Below are 250 nucleotides of genomic sequence, written 5' to 3'. Positions count from 1 at the left end.
GGGTTATGCACGGCCATTTCGCCAAGGGCGCGCATGATCACCAGGATGGCCAAGCCACCGATGATGTAGGACAGCATGATGGCAGGGCCGGCCATTTCGATGGCTTTGGCCGAACCGAGGAAAAGACCGACGCCGATACAGGCGCCCAGCGCCATCAGGCGGATGTGCCGTTCGCCCAGTTCACGCTTGAGCGGGCCGCCTTCATTGGCCTGGCCATGGGCAGAGTGGTTGCCGACTGGCATAGCAATAC

Annotated in this window: 1 pseudogene; it reads right to left on the bottom strand. The window is 62.0% G+C overall.

Annotated elements, in window-relative coordinates:
* A pseudogene (locus AC6UD8_RS07060) lies at positions 1-250 on the bottom strand (hypothetical protein); the annotation flags it as partial.

This window comes from Fructilactobacillus sp. X1R3C1, assembly GCF_059901545.1.
This window is presented reverse-complemented; position numbering and strand designations above follow the sequence as displayed.